The 24,570-nt window shown below is 35.8% G+C and carries 23 protein-coding genes, 2 tRNA genes and 1 pseudogene; 2 read left to right on the top strand and 24 right to left on the bottom strand.

Annotation, left to right across the window (positions count from 1 at the left end; all coding sequences use genetic code 11):
• Nucleotides 1-372 precede the first annotated feature (372 nt).
• The 5 genes from Q5O30_RS02585 to Q5O30_RS02565 form a co-directional block, all read right to left on the bottom strand.
• Complete coding sequence (locus tag Q5O30_RS02585) at nt 373-1,677, bottom strand: ATP-binding protein (RefSeq protein WP_021952201.1); 1,305 nt, start codon at nt 1,675-1,677, stop codon at nt 373-375.
• Between the two features lie 155 nt (nt 1,678-1,832).
• Complete coding sequence (grcA3, locus tag Q5O30_RS02580; protein ID WP_021952200.1) at nt 1,833-2,075, bottom strand: autonomous glycyl radical cofactor GrcA3; 243 nt, start codon at nt 2,073-2,075, stop codon at nt 1,833-1,835.
• Nucleotides 2,050-2,853: a pyruvate formate-lyase-activating protein gene (gene pflA / locus Q5O30_RS02575; RefSeq protein ID WP_021952199.1), complete on the bottom strand. Its 804-nt coding sequence runs from the start codon at nt 2,851-2,853 to the stop codon at nt 2,050-2,052. The genes grcA3 and pflA overlap by 26 nt, the downstream gene beginning before the upstream one ends.
• A 29-nt stretch (nt 2,854-2,882) precedes the next feature.
• Nucleotides 2,883-4,958 (bottom strand): formate C-acetyltransferase, encoded by a 2,076-nt coding sequence (gene pflB, locus Q5O30_RS02570; protein ID WP_021952198.1) that lies wholly within the window; start codon nt 4,956-4,958, stop codon nt 2,883-2,885.
• Nucleotides 4,959-5,015: 57 nt separating this feature from the next.
• A complete protein-coding gene (locus tag Q5O30_RS02565) occupies nt 5,016-5,552 on the bottom strand; it encodes a nitroreductase family protein (protein WP_021952197.1) in 537 nt (178 codons plus the stop codon).
• 631 nt (nt 5,553-6,183) lie between these two features.
• Here Q5O30_RS02565 and Q5O30_RS02560 point away from each other — a divergent pair.
• Nucleotides 6,184-6,834 (top strand): Crp/Fnr family transcriptional regulator, encoded by a 651-nt coding sequence (locus tag Q5O30_RS02560; protein WP_021952196.1) that lies wholly within the window; start codon nt 6,184-6,186, stop codon nt 6,832-6,834.
• Nucleotides 6,835-6,944: 110 nt separating this feature from the next.
• Here the strand turns inward: Q5O30_RS02560 and Q5O30_RS02555 are convergent, their stop codons facing one another.
• From Q5O30_RS02555 to Q5O30_RS02505, 11 genes are all read right to left on the bottom strand, one after another.
• On the bottom strand, nt 6,945-7,157 hold the full coding sequence (locus tag Q5O30_RS02555; RefSeq protein WP_021952195.1) for a hypothetical protein: 213 nt from the start codon (nt 7,155-7,157) through the stop codon (nt 6,945-6,947).
• Nucleotides 7,158-7,235: 78 nt separating this feature from the next.
• Nucleotides 7,236-7,400 (bottom strand): hypothetical protein, encoded by a 165-nt coding sequence (locus Q5O30_RS02550; protein ID WP_302624459.1) that lies wholly within the window; start codon nt 7,398-7,400, stop codon nt 7,236-7,238.
• A gap of 88 nt (nt 7,401-7,488) precedes the next feature.
• On the bottom strand, nt 7,489-8,877 hold the full coding sequence (locus Q5O30_RS02545; RefSeq protein WP_021952194.1) for a uracil-xanthine permease family protein: 1,389 nt from the start codon (nt 8,875-8,877) through the stop codon (nt 7,489-7,491).
• Between the two features lie 40 nt (nt 8,878-8,917).
• Nucleotides 8,918-9,409 (bottom strand): tRNA (cytidine(34)-2'-O)-methyltransferase, encoded by a 492-nt coding sequence (locus Q5O30_RS02540; RefSeq protein WP_021952193.1) that lies wholly within the window; start codon nt 9,407-9,409, stop codon nt 8,918-8,920.
• Between the two features lie 49 nt (nt 9,410-9,458).
• Entirely contained in the window at nt 9,459-10,625 is a 1,167-nt protein-coding gene (locus tag Q5O30_RS02535; RefSeq protein ID WP_021952192.1) for an aminotransferase class I/II-fold pyridoxal phosphate-dependent enzyme, read from the bottom strand.
• Nucleotides 10,625-11,107 (bottom strand): Lrp/AsnC family transcriptional regulator, encoded by a 483-nt coding sequence (locus Q5O30_RS02530; RefSeq protein ID WP_021952191.1) that lies wholly within the window; start codon nt 11,105-11,107, stop codon nt 10,625-10,627. Before Q5O30_RS02530 ends, Q5O30_RS02535 begins: the two co-directional genes overlap by 1 nt.
• A gap of 41 nt (nt 11,108-11,148) precedes the next feature.
• A complete protein-coding gene (locus Q5O30_RS02525; RefSeq protein WP_302674538.1) occupies nt 11,149-12,075 on the bottom strand; it encodes an AIR synthase-related protein in 927 nt (308 codons plus the stop codon).
• A 54-nt stretch (nt 12,076-12,129) separates the two neighbouring features.
• Nucleotides 12,130-13,581, bottom strand: a complete 1,452-nt coding sequence (locus Q5O30_RS02520; RefSeq protein ID WP_021952189.1) for a VanW family protein — start codon at nt 13,579-13,581, stop codon at nt 12,130-12,132.
• 249 nt (nt 13,582-13,830) lie between these two features.
• Nucleotides 13,831-14,565, bottom strand: a complete 735-nt coding sequence (locus Q5O30_RS02515) for a 3'-5' exonuclease (RefSeq protein WP_302674537.1) — start codon at nt 14,563-14,565, stop codon at nt 13,831-13,833.
• Entirely contained in the window at nt 14,555-16,309 is a 1,755-nt protein-coding gene (locus Q5O30_RS02510) for a B12-binding domain-containing radical SAM protein (RefSeq protein WP_021952186.1), read from the bottom strand. Before Q5O30_RS02510 ends, Q5O30_RS02515 begins: the two co-directional genes overlap by 11 nt.
• Before the next feature lie 47 nt (nt 16,310-16,356).
• Nucleotides 16,357-16,427 (bottom strand) — tRNA-Gly (locus Q5O30_RS02505).
• On the opposite strand from Q5O30_RS02505, the pseudogene Q5O30_RS11685 reads away from it, so the two are divergent.
• Nucleotides 16,391-16,438, top strand: a pseudogene (locus tag Q5O30_RS11685) (hypothetical protein); the annotation flags it as partial. The gene Q5O30_RS02505 and the pseudogene Q5O30_RS11685 sit on opposite strands and share 37 nt — an antisense overlap.
• On the opposite strand, the gene Q5O30_RS02500 reads toward Q5O30_RS11685, so the two are convergent.
• The 8 genes from Q5O30_RS02500 to Q5O30_RS02465 all read right to left on the bottom strand — a co-directional run bounded on the left by Q5O30_RS02500 (nt 16,436) and on the right by Q5O30_RS02465 (nt 24,565).
• A tRNA-Phe gene (locus tag Q5O30_RS02500) sits at nt 16,436-16,508 on the bottom strand. The pseudogene Q5O30_RS11685 and the gene Q5O30_RS02500 sit on opposite strands and share 3 nt — an antisense overlap.
• A gap of 53 nt (nt 16,509-16,561) precedes the next feature.
• Nucleotides 16,562-17,158, bottom strand: a complete 597-nt coding sequence (locus Q5O30_RS02495) for a CDP-alcohol phosphatidyltransferase family protein (protein WP_021952185.1) — start codon at nt 17,156-17,158, stop codon at nt 16,562-16,564.
• A gap of 204 nt (nt 17,159-17,362) precedes the next feature.
• Nucleotides 17,363-18,535 (bottom strand): D-alanyl-lipoteichoic acid biosynthesis protein DltD, encoded by a 1,173-nt coding sequence (gene dltD / locus Q5O30_RS02490; RefSeq protein WP_021952183.1) that lies wholly within the window; start codon nt 18,533-18,535, stop codon nt 17,363-17,365.
• Between the two features lie 15 nt (nt 18,536-18,550).
• Nucleotides 18,551-18,781, bottom strand: coding sequence for a D-alanine--poly(phosphoribitol) ligase subunit DltC (gene dltC / locus Q5O30_RS02485; RefSeq protein WP_021952182.1), 231 nt, complete (start codon nt 18,779-18,781; stop codon nt 18,551-18,553).
• A gap of 40 nt (nt 18,782-18,821) precedes the next feature.
• Nucleotides 18,822-19,967, bottom strand: coding sequence for a D-alanyl-lipoteichoic acid biosynthesis protein DltB (gene dltB / locus Q5O30_RS02480; RefSeq protein ID WP_021952181.1), 1,146 nt, complete (start codon nt 19,965-19,967; stop codon nt 18,822-18,824).
• Nucleotides 19,967-21,499 (bottom strand): D-alanine--poly(phosphoribitol) ligase subunit DltA, encoded by a 1,533-nt coding sequence (dltA, locus tag Q5O30_RS02475; RefSeq protein ID WP_021952180.1) that lies wholly within the window; start codon nt 21,497-21,499, stop codon nt 19,967-19,969. Before dltA ends, dltB begins: the two co-directional genes overlap by 1 nt.
• Nucleotides 21,500-21,860: 361 nt before the next feature.
• A complete protein-coding gene (locus Q5O30_RS02470) occupies nt 21,861-23,738 on the bottom strand; it encodes an extracellular solute-binding protein (protein WP_021952179.1) in 1,878 nt (625 codons plus the stop codon).
• Nucleotides 23,735-24,565, bottom strand: coding sequence for an ABC transporter permease (locus Q5O30_RS02465; protein WP_021952178.1), 831 nt, complete (start codon nt 24,563-24,565; stop codon nt 23,735-23,737). The genes Q5O30_RS02470 and Q5O30_RS02465 overlap by 4 nt, the downstream gene beginning before the upstream one ends.
• Nucleotides 24,566-24,570 lie beyond the last annotated feature (5 nt).

The following is a 24,570-nucleotide window of genomic DNA, read 5'->3' as shown; positions in this document are numbered from 1 at the left end:
TCTTCGCCAAAATTTTCCCGCCAAAGTCTTGCATGGGTGGACTTACCGGTTCCACTTGGTGCCGTAAACATATACGCGTTGCCTTTATATTCTACCACACTTCCATGGCATAACACCACCCCATAATCTAAAACTTTTTCGCAAAACTTTCTATATATGGCAATGTACTCCAAATAATCCTGAGGATATCTTGTATTATCTTCTGCATGTTCCTGCTCATACATCAAATCCTGCAAATTAACTGAAATACAAAATTTTGGTGTTTCACCATCAGCTAAATACTCCATGCTCTTCTTTTCAAAGTATTTTCCCCTAAACTCGATACCCACCGGCACCTCTGCGAATTTGTATACGTTCATATTATTCTCCATTTTATAATTGCTGTCCCGCTAAATAATTAGCAAACTGTTGAGCTGTTCTTCCTGATATTCCACCATGGCTAAGCTCCCATTTGTTTGCCTCTGCCTTTATTTCATCATCAGACAATTTAACACCCAGTCTTCTACACAATTCAACGGCAATTTCAAAATACTCTTTTTGCGTTGGTTTAGAATAGTTAATTGTAACACCAAATCTATGTACCAATGAAAGTTTCTCTTCCATTGTATCTGACTTATGCATACCGTTTTCAACCTGAACATCACTTCTGTCATTCCATGTTTCCTTTATTAAATGACGTCTGTTGGATGTAGCATAAATTAATATGTTTTCCGGCTTTGTTTCCACGCCGCCTTCAATAACTGCCTTTAAAAACTTATACTCTATTTCAAAATCTTCAAATGACAAATCATCCATATATATAATAAATTTATAATTTCTGTTTTTAATAGCTGCTATTACGTTAGAAAGATCCTTAAACTGATGCTTGTATATTTCTATCATTCTAAGTCCCTGCTCGTAATATTCATTGACTATCGCCTTAATACTTGTAGATTTTCCTGTACCGCTATCGCCAAAAAGAAGACAGTTATTTGTCTTTCTTCCCTGAACAAAGGCTTCTGTATTGTCCACTAATTTCTTCTTCTGTATCTCATATCCAACAAGATCATCTAAAACTACCTTGTCCATATTATTAATTGCGTGAAATTCTAAAGGACCGTCTCCATCCTTAATTCTGAAGGCTTTATTAAGTCCAAACATTCCTACGCCATATTGCTTATAAAATTCAGTAACATAATCAAAGAATTCATTTTCATCCTTTGCATTTTCCAGCTTTAAGCTCAAACTCTGTACTTTTTCGCTTACATTTTTGTTGTACATTAATTCAGTCTTACCAATTGCCTTATAATTCTGGAGCTTTTCAAAACAATCTATTCCTAATTCTTCCTCCATTGGTTTAAAATCATAATCAAACAATTTCATAAACTGTTTAAAGTCATTTTTGGCAAAATAGTTTACACTACCATCATTTGCCCCAACTTTCTCGCATGTAAGACTAAATGGATTTTCATTTGTAATCAGAAGATATGTAAGATAATTATGCCATAAGTTTCTATCAAAACCGTAATCTGTTGATACTTCCAATATTCTCTTTACCTGATGATAAATTCTTGTGATAATCTCGTCTTTTTTATAATTTTCACCTTTAAATTCTCTTATTATACTGCTTAATTCCATTAATATAGAATCTTTAGGCATATCACCATATATTAATAACTTTGATACTATGTTATGCATGTTCTTTCTCCTGACCATCAATTATTTCATATTTTATGTACATTAAATATGAGTTTTTGTTACAAAAGCAACCACTAATGGTTGTTACTCCAATAGTGGTTGCCTTTTAATTTATATATTTAAATTAAGAATTAACAATATCCGTTAATTTCGTCTTACAGATTAGCGTGGAATGTTCTGTGAATAACATCATCCTGCTGTTCTTTTGTTAACTTGATGAAGTTTACAGCATATCCTGATACACGAATTGTAAGCTGTGGATATTTTTCAGGGTGCTTCTGAGCGTCAAGTAATGTATCTCTTACTAATACGTTAACGTTAAGATGATATCCGCCTTCCTCTGCATATCCATCTATTAATGAAACTAAATTGTCAATCTGTTTTGCACTTGCTGCCATCTTTATTACCTCCTGTTTTTTCTTTTAATAACTCGATTCTGGATTCCTTAAATCCCTGCAACACAATCTTTTTTGCTGCTATTGCCATTTCTTTCGTGGCCGGCTGAATATCCTTTAACGGATAATCTATACCAAGCTCAGCATATTTAGGCTTTGCCATATCATGATACGGAAGAATGTCCAACGCTTTTACCATCTCTAACTTGCCAATAAAAAGTCCTAATTTGTAAAGATACTCTTTATTTAATGTTATGTGAGGCACAACCACGTGTCTTATCCACATCTTTATACCTTTTTTGTTAAGATACCTGGCAAATGCCAAAATATTATCATTTGGCTGCTTGCATAACTTCATGTGTTCTATTGGATCAATATGTTTAATATCCAGCATAACTAAATCAGTTACTTCAAGTAATTTATCAGTTTTCTTCAAATACTCCGGATCATCAGGTCTAAAAGTTACACCTGATGTATCCAGACAAGTATTAATACCTCTATTGTGAGCTGCTGTGAACAGTTCTGTAAGGAAATCTATTTGAACCATTGGTTCTCCACCAGTGGCAGTGATTCCTCCGGTCTTATAGAACGGTGCTTTCTTATCATATTCCTCAAGGAGTTCCTGAACAGTCATTTCCGTTCCTCCGGCCATAGTCCAGGTATCCGGGTTATGACAATATGCACATCTCATCGGACATCCCTTAAAAAATATTACGAACCTTACACCAGGACCATCTACAGTACCACAGCTTTCAGTTGAATGAATAATTCCAGTTGACATCCTAATCTTTCCTTCTCTCTAATTTCTAATTATGACTGCTGTAATTTAATAAGCTCGTCAATGTCAATTCCAAGTTCGTCAGCATCGAGGTCACCTGTAAATACTTCACAGTCTTTTCCAAGTGCGTCAGGAATAACTGTAAATGTATCTGAGATACCATCTCTTGCATTTTCAAATGGAATCTTAGCTACTGATGCAAGTGATGAAACTGCACCGTGAGTATCTCTACCATGAAGTGGGTTAGCACCTGGTGCGAAAGGCTCACCTGTCTTTCTTCCGTCAGGTGTGTTACCTGTGTTCTTACCATATGTTACGTTTGATGTAATAGTAAGAATTGACTGTGTAGGAATACTTTCTCTGTATGTGAAGTGCTGTCTTAAGTAACCCATGAACTTGTCAACGATCATTACTGCAAGGCTGTCAACTCTGTCATCATCGTTACCATACTTAGGAAACTCTCCCTCTGTCTCGTAATCAACAACAATTCCGTCTTCGTCTCTGATAGCTTTAACCTTAGCATACTTAATAGCTGAAAGTGAGTCAGCTACTACTGAAAGTCCTGCAACACCTGTTGCGAACCATCTCTTAACGTGTGCATCATGTAATGCCATCTGGATTCTTTCGTATGAATATTTATCATGCATATAATGAATGATGTTAAGAGCATTTACATATACTCCTGCTAACCATTTCATCATATCTTCATATCTTTCCATAACCTCATCATAATCAAGATATTCTGATGTGATTGGTCTGTACTTAGGTCCTACCTGTACCTTTGTCTTTTCATCAACACCACCGTTAATAGCGTAAAGAAGACATTTAGCAAGGTTTGCTCTAGCTCCGAAGAACTGCATTTCTTTACCGATTCTCATTGAAGATACACAACAAGCGATTCCGTAGTCATCACCATTGTATACTCTCATAAGGTCATCGTTCTCATACTGCATTGATGAGTATTCGATTGAAAGCTTAGCACAGTATCTCTTAAATGCTTCAGGTAATCTTGTTGACCAAAGAACTGTAAGGTTTGGCTCTGGAGCTGCACCAAGGTTCTCTAATGTATGAAGATATCTGAATGTTGTCTTTGTAACCATGTGACGTCCGTCAATACCAACACCACCAAGTGATTCTGTTACCCAAACAGGGTCACCAGCGAAAATCTGGTTGTATTCAGGTGTTCTTGCAAACTTAACGCATCTTAACTTCATAATGAAGTGATCAATGAATTCCTGAATCTGCTCTTCTGTAAATGTTCCGTTTGCTAAGTCTCTCTGAGCATAAATATCAATAAATGTAGATGTACGACCAAGTGACATTGCAGCACCGTTCTGTTCCTTAACAGCTGCTAAGTATCCTAAGTACATCCACTGAATAGCTTCCTGTACGTTCTTAGCCGGTCTTGAGATATCAAATCCGTAAATCTTTCCTAATTCCTTTAATTCCTTAAGAGCTCTAATCTGTTCTGAATATTCTTCTCTGTCACGAACAACTTCAGGTCTCATTTCTGTAGGTGTAGCTGCCTTCTGAGCTTCCTTATCTACGATAAGTGTATCAACACCGTATAATGCAACTCTTCTGTAGTCACCTATGATACGTCCACGTCCGTAAGCATCAGGAAGACCTGTTACGATGTGGTTTGTTCTACATGTTCTGATTTCAGGTGTGTAAGCGTCAAATACACCTGCGTTATGTGTCTTTCTGTAGTTTGTGTAGAAATCTACTACTTCAGGATCAACTTCATATCCGTTGTCGCTACAAGCCTTCATAGCCATACGGATACCACCGTTTACCTGTAAACCTCTCTTGAAAGGCTTATCTGTCTGGAAACCAACGATTGTTTCCTTATCCTTATTTAAGTAGCCTGCTCCATGTGATGTAATTGTCTGAACAACCTTTGTGTCCATATCAAGAACACCGCCTGCTTCTCTTTCCTTCTTCTGAAGGTCAAGCACCTGGTTCCATAAATCTGTTGTGTTCTGTGTAGGTCCTGCTAAGAAACTCTCATCACCATCATATGGTGTGTAGTTTTTCTGGATGAAATCTCTAACGTTGACTTCTTTTGCCCAAGCGCCATTGTTAAAACCTGTCCATTCTTCTCTCATCTCTGTCTTTCCTCCTAAAAATAAATGTAAAGCTTAAAAATATATTTAGTGAATGACCTAACTAAACTTTAGTAAATCTTCGACTGTCTTTTTCTTAGGAACCGCCGGATCCTCATCTGGATACCCTATGGCAATCAAAGCCATAAGAAGCTGTCCTTCAGGCACATCTAAGATTTCTGCTGCCTTGTCAATGTCATACATTCCCATGATAACTGTTCCTAAACCTTTGTCATGCGCTGCCAGACAAAATGTCTGGGTTGCCACTCCATTGTCAAAGGCCTGCCAATTGTCTTCCCGGGAAGTGGTATAACTACCATCCCTTTCAAATCCTGAACGCTTGTCCACAATAATTGTGGCTACTAACATAGGTGCACCATCAATAATTTCCTGATTGTGTGCCCCACAGCATTCCTTTGAGATTCTATCTTTAATCTCCGGATCTGTTATGGCAATATAGCGGGTAGTCTGAGTGTTCTTCCAAGACGGAGCATATGAAGCAGTAAGTACAATGTCTTTTATGATTTCCGGGGAAACCTTATCGCTCTTAAACTTTCTGATGCTTCTTCTTGTTTTTATGCATGTAATCGCATCCATAATAGCACCTCCATAAAATAATAATTAATTCAGTTATGAAATTCTGCAATATGAATGTTCGTCAAAAGACGCACTACCACGCATAAAACGTCATTTTCACTAACTGTGAATAATATAACACTTTATCTTTTTTTTTGCAACGGTGATAAAGAAATATTTTATTATGTAGAAACACTCATTTTTTCACTATACAAGGTGAAAACCCATCAATGGAATGTATTTCCCTTTACATTTTAAATTGTAATACCATATATTGCATTTTTCTGTTGCAAATGCAACAAATAGAGCTATAATGATATACAAGGAACACAAAATACAGTTTTTTCTGCTTGCAGAAAAAAACTAGTGTTTTGGTGTTCCGCCCCCACATGAGGAAGTAGCAATTTTTCTGAAAGAAAAATTCGCGGATTCCGAATGTGGGGAGAATTGCGAAAGTTGCGAAGCAACGCAGCAATTCGTATATCATTATATATACTACAGGGAAACAAACATTGAGAATTGCGAAAGTTGCGAAGCAACGCAGCAATTCGTATATCATTATTACACTACAGGGAAACAAATTTGCAGAATTGCGGAAATTGCGAAGCAATGAAGCAATTCGTATATCATTATATACATCGGGAGGGTTTATATGAACACTACAAAGCATAATTTATTTCATGGAATAAAAGAATCGGAACAGTCAGAAATGCTGAAATGTTTTAATTCTTACACAAGAAGCTATTCCGCCGGCGAGATTATCTGCTTTTTTGATGAGCCGGATGCCGGTATTGGAATTGTGGAGGAAGGAGAAGCCTGCATAATACATAGTCTTTCCAACGGTTCCCAAACCATTTTAGAGCATTTAAAACCCGGGGACTTGTTTGGTCAGATGTTTTATTATCATGCCAACCGCGAAAATATAACTCTTGAAGCATCAAAAAAATGTACCATTAGGTACATCGATTATCAGCATATTGTCAAAAGATGCATTAAATCATGTCAGCATCACAGCCAGCTTGTAAGCAATATATTAATGATGGTTTCAGATAAAACAAAAGATATTTGTGAACATCTTGAAGCCGTAAGCCAGCGTTCAATAAGGGATAAACTAATGACCTATTTTGAAACCCTCTCTTCAAAAAATAATAGTAACACCTTTACCATACCATTTACCATGAGTTCTCTGGCTGACTATCTTTCCATTGACAGAAGTGCCATGAGCAGGGAACTTGGCAAAATGAAAGACGAAGGTCTTATTTATATTGAAAAAAGAGAAGTAACAATAAACAGATTTAAATAACTACATAAAATACAAAAAGGCAACTGCCATTGCTGACAGATGCCTTTTTTACTGTTGCACAGTCGAAGTATTTCACATAGCTTTCATCAGTATTATTTCTGTATTAAGAGCTATTCAATAAACTTCATTGTTGCAATCGTTATAACTGTAATTCCAACTCCTACAAATAGTATTATTCCTAAAATCATTATTGTCGATAAAGGCTTAAATTTATTTTCTGACATAATACCTTTTTTCTTTAGAAAAAATATTATGCAGATAATCATGCATATTAAAAATATATACTTACCATATACACCGTACTTATTGATTATTTCTATCATGATTTTCCCCCTCATATTTATTGCTTACTTACAGTAAATATGCCAACCCATATTAAATTGATTATAATACCTCTAGAACTATTTTACACCAATTCGCGTAGTAATCAATCCAAAGTACCCGGCTCCGACCACCGTGAGTCCGCTTATGGATGCTGACACTGTAGCTACTCCATTACGCTTGTTACTATATTTCTTTACCATTATAAATTCAATAGATTTTACATAAACATCGAAAAAATTCAACTTATTCCGTATTTTTTTTACGGAATAAGTTGAATTCTATTTTTCGTTATTAAATATTGTCCCTACAAGAGTTGTTAAACATTTATATTTATTGTATTCCTTTAACCTCATCTTTGTCAGGGAACATTGCATTTAATATAATTCCAACTAAAGCTGCAATAGCAAGACCTGAAAGGCTGATTGTAACACTTCCTACATTTAATGCTACTGCTCCGTCAATGCCGCTTAATACATCGGCACCCATTCCTGAGCTGAACTTAATACCAAGGGCACATACAACTATAACAGCTGCAACAATTACATTTCTGCTCTTCTTAAAGTCAACCTGAGCTTCAACCATGTTTCTAACACCGATTGCTGAAATCATTCCATAAAGCATAAATGAAATACCACCAACGATTCCTGCCGGCATAGCTGAAATAATAGCTGCGAATTTAGGTGAGAATGAGAAAAGAATTGCAAGATATGCTGCTATTCTTACCACTCTTGGATCATATACTCTTGAAAGAGCAAGAACACCCGTGTTTTCACCATATGTTGTATTAGCAGGTCCACCAAATAATGCTGATAATGATGTAGCAAGTCCATCACCCATTAATGTTCTGTGCAATCCCGGTTCATTAATGAAGTCCTCTTCACATGTAGCTCCAATTGCACATATATCACCAATATGTTCCATCATTGTAGCAATGGCAATAGGCATCATTGTAGTAATTGCAAAAATAATTGCTGCTGTGTTTCCAAAATCAACTCCACCGAAAACTGTCTGTTTTACATGAATTGGCCATCCAAACCATGCTGCATCGGCAATTGCCTTTGTATCCACCGGTGAAATCCAGCTTAGTCCTGCTGCATTACCAAGGATAAGTGCAATAATGTATGAACCTACAACACCTAACAATATAGGAACAATCTTTGCCATTCCCTTTCCCCAGATATTGAAGAAAATAACAATTGCAAGGGCAATTATGGCAAGTGGCCAGCATGTTGCGCAATTGTTTAACGCTGATGGTGCAAGACATAATCCGATAGCAATAATAATTGGTCCTGTTACTACCGGTGGGAAGAATTTCATTACTCGTTTTACGCCTACTAACTTAATGACAAGAGCCAGTACCAGATACAATAATCCGGCAAATACAACACCGAGACATGCATATGGAAGCATCTCTGCAGGAGTATCAACTCCATAGGCTTTATTTGCACCTGTTACAGCTGAATAACCACCTAAAAATGCAAAGGATGAACCAAGGAATGCCGGTACCTTAAGTTTTGTAAATACGTGGAACAATAAAGTTCCAAGTCCTGCCATAAGCAATGTTGTCTGCATGTTAAGTCCTGTAAGGATAGGAACTAAAACAGTAGCTCCAAACATGGCAAACATATGCTGGAAACCTAAAAGTAACATTCTTCCGTTTCCAAGTTTCTTGGCATCATACACCGGTTCAACACCGATGTTTGTTTTTTCGTTTGACATCGTCAAATCCTCCCTCTTTTCTTTTGATATATATGGTAAACTACATCCACTTTAGTCTATGTAGCTCTCCCTCCATCTGCATACCTGCAAAATCGTTTTGTCTCAGTGCCTCATACAGCACAATCGACACTGAATTTGCAAGATTAAGAGAACGTATATCCGGATTCATAGGTATCCTTATACATCCCTCTTTATTATCTACTAATATTTCTTCAGGTATACCTGCGCTTTCCTTCCCAAACATTATAAAATCATCCGTCCCAAACTCCACGTCCGTATAACGCTTTGGTGCTTTAGTTGTAGCATACCACATTTTTGCATTAGGATTTTGTTCCAGAAAATCATTATAGCTGTCATATATTGTAACATCTAAATTTTCCCAGTAATCCATTCCTGCACGTTTAAGTGACTTTTCGTTTATGCGGAATCCCATTGGTTCTATAAGATGCAGTTTTGTACCTGTAGCACAACATGTTCTTCCTATATTTCCCGTATTCTGTGGAATTTCCGGTTCTAACAAAACAACATTCATTATTTTAGCCTCTTTTCCTTATTAATCTTTAACAATTATGTCTGTATGTTTATTCAGCTGAAATTCTTATTACAAATTTTTCCAATCTGCCTAGTGCTTCCTTTAAATCTTCCAAGGAATATGCATAGGAGATTCTTAAAAAGCCCTCACCACAGTCTCCGAAAGCAATTCCCGGAACTACAGCCACCTTTTCTTCCTTAAGAAGTCTTGTAGCAAATTCATCGGAAGTCATCCCGAATTTCTTTATGCTTGGGAAGGCATAAAATGCCCCAAAAGGCTCAAAACAGTCAAGCCCCATTTCTTTAAATCTATGTAGCACAAATCTTCTTCTCTGGTTATAGGACTCGCACATACGCTTTACGTCCTCGTCACCATTTTTCATTGCTTCAATTGCCGCATACTGACTGGTAGTAGGTGCAGACATAATGGCAAACTGATGAATTTTTATCATTTGCTTCATAATTACTGCAGGCGCTGCAGCATATCCTAATCTCCAGCCTGTCATGGCATAAGCCTTTGAAAAGCCATTAATCAGCACCGTTCTTTCCCTCATTCCCGGTATACACGCTATGGAAACATGTTCACCGTTATATGTAAGTTCTGAATATATTTCATCTGAAAGCACAAAAATATCTTTATCAATACATACCTCTGCAATTTCCTCTAAGTCTTTCCTGTCTAACGTTGCACCTGTAGGATTGTTTGGGAAAGGTAAAACAAGTAGCTTAGTTTTATCCGTGATTTTTTCTAAAATCTCATCCTTAGTAAGCTTAAAATTATTTTCTTCTTTTAATTCAATATGTACCGGCTTTCCATATGCCAATTGAACACATGGAATATATGAAACAAAACTTGGCTGTGGCACAAGGACCTCATCACCGGGATCTATCATTGCCCTTATAGCCAAATCTATTGCCTCGCTTCCACCTACAGTTACTATGATTTCATCATTAAAATGATACTCAAGTCCTAATCTTCTTTGCAGATAATTACAAATCTCTACACGAAGTTCCTTAAGTCCCGCATTAGATGTGTAAAATGTACGTCCCTTTTCAAGACTGTATATTCCCTCTTCTCTTATATGCCACGGTGTATCAAAATCCGGTTCTCCAACTCCTAAGGATATGGCATCCTTCATTTCGCTGACAACATCAAAAAACTTTCTAATACCTGATGGCTTAATCTCTTTTACTGTATTTGACAACGGATCTCTCATTACGGTGTCACCAACATCCTTTCATCTTTTTCTTTTTCATTTAAAACCATTCCATAATCCTTATATTTTTTAAGGACAAAATGTGTTGCCGTATTAAGAATGGCATCAAGGGTTGAAAGTTTGCTGGACACAAACTGTGCAATTTCCTTCATGGTCTTTTCTTCTACTATAACAGTAAAGTCAAATCCCCCTGACATAAGGTAAACTGCCTTTACCTCATCATATTTGTAGATTCTCTCTGCTGTTTCATCAAATCCGCTGCCTCTTTGTGGCGTAGCCTTTACTTCAATAAGGGCAGTAACTCTTTCATCACTGGTTTTTTCCCAGTCAATTAAAGTGTAATAACCGCAAATAACTTTTTCCTTTTCCATATCTGCAATTTCATTTGCCACTTCTCCTTCGCTGACACCTAACAAAATTGCAATTTCATGAATATCAATTTTACTGTTTTTTTCTATTAATCTTAATATTTCTTCCCTCATATATTCTCCTCTCCATAAATCATATATTTTTATAAATTAATTTACAGATACTTATAAATTTCATCACCCCGTGATGGTTCTAAATATCTTCGCTCTTCTTTATTTATTACAACCCTGTCTTTTCCGTCTGTTAACTGTCCAATAATTTCGGCAGTTATTCCATTGGCATTAAGTTCCTGCACAATGTTTTCACCTTCATTGCATACTATAAGAAGTGCTCCTGTTCCGTCTAACATATATGGGTTATATCCGAAAAGTTCCGCCACCTCAATTGTCTCCTGCATAACAGGTATTTTTTTAATATAAGCTTCAATGCCAATATCTGCTGAAGATGCTAATTCCCATAATGCCGAAAAAACTCCCCCATCCGAAACCGCATGTAAAGTTATTGTATCATTTTTCGGAATGATTTTCATTACTTTTTCAATATCTGTATATTTTTTTAATTCAACACACCTTTGCACAAAGCCCGGATTGAATTTTTTAAGAAGTTCATCCTTTTTAAGTGAGGATATAACTGCTGTTCCTCCCACTGCTATGGTTCCTGCCATAACTACCTGCATTCCCGGTTTTACCAGTCTTCTATCCATCAGTTTAATATCATTATTTCTGTTTCCCAAAACTGTTATGTGAGCTACAACATCATCCACTACACCTTTATACACTCTACAGTATGCAATATTTATATTCTTAGCCTTAGATGCATCATCAAAATTTTTAATGATTTTTCCTAACTTTTTTTCCTCATATTCCAAAGGAATATTAATCTCTAACTGTAAATATTCAGGCTGTCCACCTTTTTCGTATAACATATTTATGGTCTTTTGAAGATAATATTCCTCACAGCCTGAAAACCACTTCAATATACAATTAGAAGACACCACGACCGTAGTGTCTTCTAATAATAATTCTGCGGCATCAACTCCTAAAGCTGTTCCCTCCAAATCAGATGACAGTTTCTTCTTCACTGAACGTTTATACGTTATTTCAGAAACTTTTCCCATTTGCATAATTTACCGCCTTTATTCATCACTTTTCTTTGTTTTCGTCTTTTTTTTGTCTGTTGACTTTTTTGTCTCCGGTTCATCCGACGCCTTTGAGTCGCCACCCTTAGTACCAATTATGGTAACTGAAGGAGACATGGCATATGTACTAGTGTGAAGTAATTCCTTGCTTACTTCCTTTCCGTTTTCATATGTTATTTTCCAAAGCTTTGCAACATATCCTGTATGTCCTGACTTGGTTTCAGTATATCCTACAGGCTGTGTCGGATCCTTTCTTTCCTCTGTCTTAATCGGCGTAGTGCTAACTAATTCACTTTCGTATTTAACCGAATGACTTGCCTTCCTTGTGTCATGTCCGTAAATATTAAAGGTTATGGAACCACTTGAACTGTATACACCCTGAATATATATAGGTGCGTCAGTATCATTTTCAAACACCAAATCCTTGTAGTCTCCGGCCAAAGCCGCATCTGCTGCCAAATCAACATATGAAACTGCCATTGAATGGGAGAAACGCTTAGTTACCTTTATTTCCGCCCTAAGTAATGCATTATATAATGTACTTGATACCTGACAGATTCCACCTCCAAGGCTGTCTGCGACGCCACCGTCTACATATGTCCCTGCCGGATACCATCCGTTATCCTCAGTCCATGGAACAAGGTGCTCATTACATGAAAAGCTTTCTCCCGGATATAAAACATTCCCGTTTAACTTTTCAGCACCGTTTTTAATGTTCATGTTTCTGTTGTCATAGGAAGCGCCGGTTGTAAAATATGTAGTCCAACTGCCCATTGGTTCGTTAGAAACCTTCTTGCAATCCTCTGTTGTATACTCCGGTTTTGAAACCTGTATTACAGTATCGAACGTAATGTCAGACTTTTTATCCCATTTTTTCATTACAAAATCATAAAGATTATTTGTTGACTTATCATAGTCAACTACACATCCTTCCTTTTCAGGAATAATCTTAAAGCCATGACCTGTAGCCTCTAAGGATGCATTTTTCGCCTTTATGTTATATGGGTCACACTCTGTTTTCAACTTCTTTTTAAGACTTTCTTTCTTAAAGTCCATATTAAGAGTGTACTTCATTCCCTCGTTCTTTAAATCAAGTTCGTCCTTATATCTCTTTATAACGTTTCCGGACTTACCTAATCCTGCTGCTTCATCAAGAACCTCACTGTTAGACCACTTATATCCTAACTCCTTAAGAGTTGTTTCAATTATGTTCTTGTTTACGTTAAGAGTTACCTTAACATCTGAGAGTTCCTTAACTCTATCCTGAATTTTCTTTTTGGCTTCCTTATATGTTAATTTTCCAACATTAACATCGCCAATGAAGATACCTTCTTTTATAACTTCGTCATCTTTAGCTTCCGTGCTTTGTGAAGCAGCAAATATCTGCACCGAACCTGTTAATAACACTAAAGTTATCAGCAATAAACTTAATTGCTTAATCCACTTCATTTTTCCCTCCGAAATGTTTTCCATTAATACCTGCCTTCTGCTACATACTAGAAACTTAAAACTGTTGTTACTATCATAGCTGCCACTAAAAGAACTGCAATTGTGCCAGCTATTATTCTCTGATTTCTTTTGTTATTAAAAAATCCCATCTTAATTTCTCCTTTTAGATTTCACCGCAAAACTTACTATTATTCTATAGATTCACCTACCTGTACAATTAATGAGTATATCACAAGTGATTATTTTCTCCTAGTATAAAATTTTGCCTTTTTCCGATATAATTTTGTCTATTTTTTTAGATGCTTCACTCTTTGTAAGACTATCAATATTAAAATCCGGCTGTATGTTATGATATTTCATTAAATCCGTAAGATATTTCTTTTGTTTGTCCGTTATAGGCTGTATTTTTTTTACCTTAAACTTGAAATCAAAAGGTTCAAACATCTCCGGATATTTTTCCCCATACTGCTCCATAAGTATTTCAAACAGTTTTGCCGTCACCTCTGCATCATTAAAGGCACGATGATGATTTTCATCCTTTATGCCATAATATGTACAAAGATAATCAAGAGCCCTGCTTTCTAAATCCGGTAAAACCTTTCTGGCAATTTTCAGCGTATCCATTCCCTTTTTATCAAAATCCAGTTTAAGGTCAATGGCACCCTGTTTTAAAAAGCTGTAATCAAATCTTACATTATGTCCTAACAAAATGTCGTCCCCGGCAAAATCAATAAATTCAGGAAGTATTTCCTCTATTCCTCTTTTGCCATACACCATATCATTGGTTATTCCCGTCAGGTCAGTAATATATCCCGGCACCGGAATTTCAGGGTTAATAAGCTCCGAAAAAACATCAATTTTTTTGCCGTTTCTCACTTTGACGGCACCTATTTCCAAAATTTTTGAATATCCTACGTTAGTTCCGGTAGTTTCTATATCCACACATACATAATCTCTTATCATCAGTTCATCCTTATAAATCAATTATTTGCAGTTTTGCCTCTTTACTTAATGCATTTCTGTTTTCATAATCAAACAGCACATATATATTTTTCCCACATAGGCTAAATACTTCCATGTGGGTCATTCTCTCTAGCTGCCTGCTGTCATAATCTTCGTATCCGGGAAGCTTCTCCCTTGCCATTTCAGACTTATAAAAGTCCTTTATAATATTTTTATACTTTGAATTATCCTGAGAAAACGGCGGTCTGTTTTTTGCATTTTCCCTTAAATAAAAATCCATGGTTAAAAGCTGTGAAAATGACAGTTCATCTGTCCACATACCCAATTTTTTACCGGTATTTTTACGGTATTTGTTAATAAATTCAAGAAGTATTTCGTATCTGGCAACTCTTGAATGCTTCTCACCATTACTGCTTTTTTCATTATAAAACATTCCCAGTTCAAAAAACATATCAAAGGCACTTTCAAAACAGCTTTCCAAGTATTTAATGGTATTTGAGAACTGAAAACTGTTGTAGTATATTTCCACAACACTTTCCACTGCCTTTAATTTTAAAATCTCATCAAATCCAATCCATTTAGTTTTTAGAACCTCATAAGGTGGTTTGTCACTGTAAACAATCCCAAACTCTGATGCCCTCATCTCCATTTCCGAGCCGTGAAGAACCTTAAGGAAACCTAACTGTAGTTGGTCGGGCTTCATGGCATAAACTACATTAAAAGAATGCTTAAAAGATTCATAATCTTCATAAGGAAGTCCTGCTATTAAATCAAGATGTTGATGTATATTACCATAGGACTTTATCTTTTTTGTAACATCCGCAATTTTTTGTATTGCTGTTTTTCTGTTTATTGCGGACAATGTGTCTAAATTAACTGACTGAACTCCGATTTCTAACTGAATAAGTCCCTGACGCATAGTTGAAATAAGTTCTATTTCCTCTTTTGTCATAATGTCCGCTGCAATTTCAAAATGAAAATTGGTAATGCCGTTGTCATTTTCCTTAATAAATTTCCATATTTCCATGGCATGACTATGATTACAGTTAAAAGTCCTGTCAACAAATTTAACTTGCTTTGTATTATTATCTATAAAAAACTTAAGTTCCTTTTTTACAATGTCAATGTCCCTGAATCTTAATTTCTTCTCAACTGAGGACAAACAATAACTACAGGAAAACGGGCATCCCCTGCTGGTTTCATAATAAATTATTTTATTTTCAAACTCCTTCATATCATTATATGTAAAAGGAATAGAGGACATGTCAATAAGTGGCATAGGAGAATTAATTATAATGTTTCCATCCTGTCTGTACGCCAGACCTTTTATATCGGAGAGGCTCTCTTCTAAGGAATTACGGCTATATGCCTCTATTACCTCCTTAAATATTTTCTCTCCCTCGCCATACATTACATAATCAATACTTCCATTATCTCTAAGTACCTGTTCCATATTGTAGGAAACTTCCGGTCCTCCTACCCATATTTTCACATTAGGGCAGATTTTCTTAAAATCCTTTATAACATCTTTAATTAAAACTATGTTCCATATATAACACGAAAAACCTATGGCATCAGGTTTTCTCATATATATGTCTCTTATTATTTCTTCTTTGTATTGGTTTATGGTATACTCTGCGATTTCGATTTCTACATTGTCTCTACCCCGGGATAATCCATATTTTTCACCGTAGGTTTTAAGACTGTATACTGCAAGATTTGAATGTATATATTTGGCATTAACTGCCACTAATAAATATTTCATAGCCGGCTCCTAGCGTTAATAAAGGTTTTATTTTTGGGTACAAAAAAAGCGGGTGATGGGAATCGAACCCACGTATCCAGCTTGGAAGGCTGGTGTTCTACCACTGAACTACACCCGCATATTCACTGCCTGGTTCCGGAATCGAACCAGAGACACGAGGATTTTCAGTCCTCTGCTCTACCAACTGAGCTAACCAGGCTTGTGATACCTCGCATCACGCAAAAATAATCCTACACTAAAACTTCATGTTTGTCAAGAAAAAGTTTCCATATTTCCGTTAGTTTCCACATGGAAGCTTTTGAAAATCCTATGATAATAAAAAATATAATTAACTAATGTAAATACCATTATAACCATATTTACAAAAACCAATATATTTACAAAAGTAAGTTTGAGATTTGGAAACAGCAATAATGTTATAAGTATTACATATGTTCCGAAAGTACAAACCTTACCATACCACATAGCTCCCTCTATTTTGTTACCTTTTTTAATGGATACAATACCGGCAACTGCCATAAAGCCTTCTTTTATAATATATAAAACAACCATAGCCACAACTATTTTATATTTAAAAGAAAGACTTAAAATGATGGCACCTAAGGTAATTTTATCGGCAATGGGGTCAAGCATTTTGCCCCAATCCGTAACCATATTAAATCTTCTTGCTATTTTCCCGTCAAAAAAATCTGTAATTCCTGACAGCACGATAGTAAGAATAACCGGTATATATGGGCCTCCGGATAGAGAATTATAAAATAAAACCATATATACCGCCACTAATACAATTCTAAAATATCCCATTATATTAGGTATTGAAAAATATTCATGCCAAAAATTCTTTCCCATTTTACTCACCTCACAGGAGATAGTATACACCAAATTTTACTATTTTAAAACCTGAAGGCAAATATACTTACGGCATTTAGCAATTAAAACTCTTCATATATAAATGCCGGTGCTGATGAATCCTGAGATAAAATAAAATATCCCCAGATTATCATAAATATAGCATAGAAAAATATTATCTTTCCCACAAACATTGCCTTGTCATTATTTTTTATCCTGCTTATAAAAGTTGTAAATCTGCTCATTAAAATATACCAGTCCTTTCAATGCCAGATGACTATCATCCTCGAACATATAATCATCATATTCCATAGATGTTAAATCAGCTAATTTCACATTATTATTTTTTGCAAAATTCCGTACTGCACCATAAAGTTCATCTCTCTTTGCCTTAGGGAAATTAGTGTAATCTGCCCACTTGGCATTAAGGGGCTGCATAACCATCATTACATCTATATTTTCCTGTCTGCAAATATCTATAAAACATTTAAGGTCGTCAAATTCCATGGAATCTGACGTATACTGCAGGTCTTTAAATGCTTTCTTTTTTACCTTCTCTTTGTAATTTTTATTGTAAATCCTGTCACTCATTCCAAAACGGTTATGACCTGATTTCTTCTCACCACGCTTTACCGCCTTTTTGTATAATTTATTCCAATGGGTTATCCGGTCTTTTCCACCCTCATTGGTGTCATTGCTGTACCCCTTTACAACAGATGCAATGTATAGCTTTGTATCTGCCTTGTAATTAGCCAGTGCACTGTGAACATTTTTTCTTACTGTATCAATAACATTTCCGTTATTATCCCTGTACCATTTTATGTCCTGCCTAATGTTTTTCCACATTGTAGGATTTTCGTCTGTGAGTTCCTTTATTCTCTTAATGACGTAGTCCTTTGTTTCGTCACTAATTTCTTTATTTTTAAGAAATGCTATCATATTGGTTTCTGAATACATTGAGCCAAAGGCATCCTTTCTGAAACCATATGACTTAAACCATTGAGGTGATACACTTATTACCACCTTTTTTCCTTTAAGTTCCTGACCTATGGAGCCTAGAATTATGGCATGTCCTAAGCTTTGAAAACCGCCCTTTCCAATAAACACCGGCTTTATGTCACTGTTTTTATAAATGCTGTCGGCATGGAAGCCTGAGCGTTGACAGTGTTTTAATTCCGACGAACCAAAAACAGCAAAAACATTATCGTTATCTACTAATTTTTTCATTCCGTCATTGCACCCGAATTTTGTGGCGCTAATCCATGTCCCATATCTTATGTTGTAGGCAGGTATGCCGTTTTTTGCGGCAATTCCTACCCCGGTTATGGTAACTAAAAACATAATAAATGCAATTCCCATTGCCTTAATGTTTTTCATTGTAATCTACCTCTGTTATTTCTTTTCTTCTACTAAAGCAATAATTTTGTTTGCTGTATTTACCTGACTTCTTACTACCTCTGATGGAGATATTACTACCCCAAGTTCATCTTCAATCATAGCTAACAACTCAGCAAATGCTAATGAATCCATAAGTTCTTCCTCAAATAAATCCATATCTAAATCTTCTCTTACTACATCATCGTCACATACTTCTTCTAATAAATCTAAAACTTTCTCTTTCATTTCACATGTCCTTTCTAACTCTAAAACTTTTTATTTATATTTATATAAGATGTCCTGAGAATATCAGAAATCCAAACATCACAAGATTAATTGTTACTGTCCATGACAGAACATAATACCATTTTTTCTTTTTATTTCTCTTATAGAATTTTGATTTCTTCTGATAAATTTCCGTCAGTGCCAAAAGTATTCCATGGTACAAACCATATACTATGTAACACAGGCTAAGTCCGTGCCACACACCCATAACAAACATATTTATAATGAAGCCCACTGAGGCTGTTGTCAGTCTGGTTTTAAAACGCTTTTTCTTTGTGGATGAAATAATAAATCTGGTAAATATAAAATCCCTGAACCACTCTGACAAAGATATATGCCACCTTGCCCAGAAATCCTTCATATCCTTACTTATAAAAGGCTTGTTAAAGTTGTCCGGCACCTTAACTCCCAGCATATATCCGCATCCCACTGCCATAAGGCTGTAGCCTGCGAAATCAAAAAACATATATATTCCATAGGTGTATGCATAAGCAATTTCATTTAACACCGTAGGCTCTACCACCTGCATCATAACCTTGTAAGCCAGGTCTGCCAACACAAATTTATATACAATACCTACAAAGAGTTTTTCCAATCCTTTTCCAAATAATTCAAGATATTCACTTCTCTTATAGGCTTTCTGTATATCTCCCTCAAATCTTCTGCTTCGGTCAATGGGACCACAGCTGAATGTTGGGAAGAAAATCAGAAATGACGTAAAATCTGAAACAGAAATGTGCTCTATAACTCCGTCATACATTTCTATTATGATTTGAACCACTCTGAAAGTTAAATATGATATTCCAATAAACTGAAACCACCCAAGACCTTTAAAGGCATCCAGTTCATTTAGTTTACATAACGCAAGGGGTACAATTGTCAGAAAAACAAACAATCTGTATATCCACAGCACCCTGCCTTTTTTCCTTATTTGCTCATAAATCTTAACTAATGCAAGTTCTATAAGGAAATAAATTACAAAATAAATTAATGCTGCCGGTGTATCTATAAGCACCAGTGTTATAAACAGGACAGAAACTGCTATATCGTACCACTTAAGTGTTTTTTCACAAAGTCCGATTATAAGAGCAATTACCAAAACCGGTATTAACATTGTGAAAAAAAATTCTCCTGAAAAAAAACTCATTACAAAAGACCTCCAAGATATTTTCTGTCAGCCTTACCATTAATGTTCATTGGTATTTCTTCAACATATTTAATCTTCTTAGGTATCATATACACAGGAAGGATTTCCTTTAACTGCTTTTTAACCTCTCTTCCAAACTCACTTGGAGTTTTTCCGTCAAGATTTCCTGTAACAAAAGCTGTAAGGCTTCTTACTTTTCCTTCTTTCATATTAGGTAACACCACTGCATGGCTTATTTGAGGAAGTCTTAACATGTTGTTTTCAATATCTTCCACTTCAATTCTATATCCGTTTAATTTTACCTGAAGATCAATTCTTCCATTGTAATAAAGCTGTCCGCCAATCTTGTATCCTGCATCTCCCGTATGGTATCCACGATACATTTTTCCTTCTCTTTCACAGGTGAAAAAGGCTTTTTCGGTAAGGTCATCTCTTTTAAAATATCCTGTACTTACAGTATCACCTATTATAATAATTTCTCCCTGCTCGCCTTCAGGAAGGCTGTTTCCCTGTTCGTCATGTATTTCAAGCCATGTGCCTTTCTTCTCATGTCCTACCGGAAGTGATTTTCCTTTAGCCATGGTTTCTTCTAACAATTCAGGTGTAATCAGCACATCTGATACTGCTACAGTAGATTCTGTAGGCCCATATGTGTTAATAATTTTTACATCCGGAAATCTCTCCTGTAATTTCTTTGTAGTGGATGTTGTAAGCACCTCTCCACAAAATAAAAATACTTTAAGATTCGGCATCATTGTGCTACAGAATTTCTTATCTGCTAAACACATATCTGCAAAGGACGGCGTTGAAACCCACACATTGAGATTCGCCTCTTCAAAATGATTAAACATTGCATTGTAATCTTCCTGCATTTTCTTTGTTAATGTATGAAGGGTTCCGCCTAAAGCTAAACAGGTGTACAAATCCATTACTGATAAATCAAAGGAAAACGGTGCCTGATTACCAAAGTTAAATATTTCATTTTCCTTTACCTCGCCGCATAATGTAACAGACCAGTCTAAATAATTGTTAAGGCAGTCAAAGGTAATCTGAACTCCCTTTGGCTTTCCTGTGCTGCCGGATGTGAAAATAATATAATATGTATCATCCGGCTTTACCCAATTTTCCACCTTGGCAGTTTCTTCTTCCTTCTCTATAATTTCCTTTATCTTGTCTAAATTTATTACATATTCATTATCTAGTGTGATGTCTCCCTCCACCTGAAAAATAACCTCAGGCTCAACACATTCCACTGTTGCCTCAACCCTTGTGTCAGGAATTGAAATGTCCTGGGGACAATATGCCTTTCCTGCCTTAACACATGCAAGAAAGCATACAATCATATATGGATTTTTATGTCCGTATACAATTACAGGTGTTTTAGTATCACCATAATTTCTATATATCCATGCAGCAAGCTTATCTGAATAAGCATCCAGCTGACCATAAGAAAGACAGGAATCGTCACTTTTAATAGCTATCCTGTCTCCATTTTCTGTTGAAATTTTTTTAATTTTTTTTAAAATATTCATATCACTAATCCCTTTGTAAAATATATTTGTGCCTTAAAAAAGGTAAGTTTTTTCAATGATGATACAATTGTGATACAATTGTACTATCTTGACTAATACAAACTATACAACTTATACATATTAATTACAAGTGTTTTTTTATTAAGATTTCTATACAATTATTAAGATTTCTTTACAATTATTAAGATTTTCTGCAAACCGTCATATATTTAAGTGGCTGATATAAGCTGTTTTGTCCCGTGATTTGTAATTAATTCCATAAAAAATGCCTTATTAAAAGATAGATAATCATTTTAACTACTTCTTAATAAGACATTTATTATTTTAAACTTATGAATTACTAATTTTTCCCTATACTTTACTAATGTGATTTAACCTTAGTCCAAAGACTTGCACAGTATTCCTTTATATCCTGTTTCCTATCTTTAAATTCTTCATTCTTCTCATTAGACGTATCCGGTGCACATGCGGGATTTCCCTTATATTCATCATCCCTGAAATGTTCGTATACAGACTTCACACCACTGTCGTATCCAATATATCTTGTATTTTCTAAAGCCACATCCTTCTGTAAAAAGTAATTAATATATTTATGGGCTAATTCAGTATTTTTGCAATTTTTAGTAATAACCATTGCATCAATCCACACATTTGAACCCTGATCCGGTACAAAAAATCCCATATTTTCATTTTCGGAAATTATATATGCACCATCTCCGGAATACACAACCGCCATATCTTTATTGCCGGAAATCATGTTATCCATAACATCATCTCCAACATATACCGGTTTCATGGTTTTCTGCTGGTCAATTAACCAATTGTATGCCTCGTCTAACTGGGATTTTTTATCTGTATTCATGGAGTATCCCAGTGCCTTAAGAGCCACCATTAAGGAGTCCCTTTCTGAGTCATACATATAAATTTTGCCGCTATACTTTTTGTTCTTTAAAATATCCCATCCCTCAGCTAAATCCCCCTCGTCTACCTTAGTTTTGTCATAGACAATACCTACTGTTCCCCAGTAATATGGCACGCCGTACTGACTACCTTTATCAAAGCTGTTTTCAAGAAGGGAAGGAATAATCTTATCCTTGTTGGTTATAAGATTCCAATCTATCTTCTGAAGATAATCCTCGCTAATTAACCTTTCAACCATGTAATCAGAAGGGATAATAACATCATATTCCGCACCACTTTGAATTTTGGTATACATGGTTTCGTTAGAATCAAAGGTTTCGTAAACAACATCACAGTTGTTCTCTTTCTCAAATCTGTCTATTAACTGTGGGTCAACGTATTCTCCACTGTTAAAAACCCTAAGTACCGGTCTGCTGCTTATATTGTTAAATCTTACTACACAAAATACTGCAACGCCTACTACTGCAACGGCACTAACCACTGCCACAACACGTTTCCACACTCCTGTTGCAGCACTTGCCTTCTCAACATTTTGCCCTCTTTTCTTCTTATAAATGGCAGGTATTACATTTATAACCACCAGTACCACAACAATAAGTAAAATAAGAAGAGTTGACAATGCGTTTATAGTCGGGTTGGTTCTCTTTGACATGTTGTACACAACTATGGAAATGTTTGACACCCCATTTCCCGTTACAAAGTATGAAACCACAAAATCATCCATTGACATTGTAAAGGCAAGGAGCATTCCCGCATAAATTCCCGGTTTTAACATTGGAATAATTACCTTTGTTAATGCCTGAAATGGTGTTGCCCCTAAGTCCATTGCCACGTCTGCCAGATTATGATCCATGCTTCTTACTTTTGGATACACACTGATAATAACGTAAGGGGTACAAAATGCTATATGTGCCAAAAGCATGGTAATATAGCCTCTTTCCATTCTAACTGACGTAAATAAAATCATCAGTCCTATAGCCGTAACTATATCCGGATTCATTATGGGCATATTATTTACGTTAAGAAGCCATTCCTTAAGCACTTTTCTGCTTTTTGACAAACCGATGGCTGTTATTGTTCCAAGAATGGTGGATACCACCGTGGCAATTAACGCAATACTTATGGAAACGTATACTGCTGATATTATGTTGTTATCTGTTAAAAGCTTCCTGTACCATCTAAGGGAAAATCCTGCAAAGTTGGTAAGGGATTTTGATGAGTTAAATGAGAAAAACATTGTCACCAAAATCGGCAGATAAAAAAACACAAACATTAATGTAATGTATAATTTTGAGCCTATGGAGATTCTCTTTTTCATTTGTCACCTCCATTTTCTTCCGGATCAATCTTTTTCATTAATCCCATCATTGCCAATATTATTATTGCAAGAATAACTGATATTGCACTTCCGAAATTCCAGTCTCCCACGGAAATAAACTGGTTTTCAATAAGGTTACCAATTAATACAAACTGATGTCCTCCTAACAATACCGGAATTACGAATGATGATATGGATAACAAAAATACCATGGTAACACCACTTATAACTCCGGGAAGGGACAACTTAAGTATAACCTTCGTAAAGGTCTGAAATTTATTTGCTCCCAAATCTCCTGCTGCTTCTACCAATGAATGGTCCATTTTGGCTAATGACGTATGAATAGGTATAACCATAAAGGGAAGCAGGTCACATACCAATCCCATAATAACCGAGAAATTGGTGTACATCATAGTTACCGGATTAAGTCCTATGGCTTTTAATAACGTATTCACTATTCCGTTGTCTGAAAGAAGGCTAATCCACGCATATGTCCTAAGCAGGGTGTTAATCCACATAGGAATTGTAACTAAAAGTATTAAAATATTTTGTATTTCATCATTAAATTTCGATATTATATATGCCATTGGATACGCCAAAGCAAGGCATATCACTGTGGTTATCAGTCCCATTTCCAATGATTTTACAAATACATTAAGGTAAACCGGGTCTGATATTTTTTTGAAATTATCTAATGTAAAATGTATCGTAATAAGGGAATTATCCCCTGTGGTTACGGAATATAGCACAACTAATACAAGGGGAAGTGCTATAAGCAAAAACGACCATAACACATAGGGCTTTACCAGTCCTTTGAAATGCTGCATAGCTA

The organism is Eubacterium sp. CAG:161, from assembly GCF_000432355.1.
Taxonomy (GTDB): Bacteria; Bacillota; Clostridia; order Lachnospirales; family Lachnospiraceae; genus Eubacterium_G; species Eubacterium_G segne.
The sequence above is the reverse complement of the archived record's forward strand: the minus strand, read 5'-3'. Positions and strand labels throughout refer to the sequence as shown.